This window comes from Bartonella sp. CR127HXZ (assembly GCF_042194555.1).
GTDB classification, from domain to species: Bacteria; Pseudomonadota; Alphaproteobacteria; order Rhizobiales; family Rhizobiaceae; genus Bartonella; species Bartonella grahamii.
This window is the reverse complement of the sequence record NZ_JBHIMZ010000087.1, coordinates 1-585: the sequence shown is the minus strand read 5'-3', so window position 1 is coordinate 585 and position 585 is coordinate 1. Positions and strand designations below refer to the sequence as shown.

The 585-nt window shown below is 38.5% G+C and carries 1 protein-coding gene and 1 pseudogene; both read left to right on the top strand.

What is annotated here, in order from left to right; all coding sequences use genetic code 11:
- Positions 1-105 (top strand): TrwH protein (locus ACFIKY_RS09265; RefSeq protein WP_375661760.1); only part of this gene is annotated, 105 nt, incomplete at its 5' end.
- A gap of 69 nt (positions 106-174) precedes the next feature.
- A pseudogene (locus tag ACFIKY_RS09260) lies at positions 175-585 on the top strand (hypothetical protein); the annotation flags it as partial.

The window sequence follows — 585 nt, the reverse complement described above, 5'->3', positions numbered from 1 at the left end:
TGTGTATTAGCACCAAAGCTAAAACAGCCCAATGATAGGAACCGTGTGCCTATTAATAAAACAATCCCTGCCGAAATCAAGCGAGGAGACAACGGAATCTCATAAACTGATTTATGAAGTTAATAATATAATGGTCAGTCTTTCTAAATATGTGAAAATTAAAAGGAATAAAATATGCAAAAGCTGATTATTATCATAGCAATTAGTGCGTTTCTTGGAACAACAAACTTAGTAAGAAGTGACACTGTTACTAAGCAAGGAGGAGGTAACGAGCGTGTTACTGTAGTAGTCTCTGGTACGGGGTTAGAGGATCTCACTGCACTAAAAAAACATAAAAAAAACCCAACACCACCAAGACGCCGCAAGCCATCAAAAGATTCCCAGCCACCAAAAAATCTTCCACCTACTTCTGGAAATAACGGAAATCTCGCACCGCCACCACCTGCTCCACCAGCAGAATATCTGGAGATTATAGAGCTCTTAAAAAAACAGCTTGAGTTAAAAAAAGAACAACTTTCGCAAACAGAAAAAGCCTATCAAGCTATAACAAAGGGTCAGAAAACTGCACCTCAGAAAATAGACTTT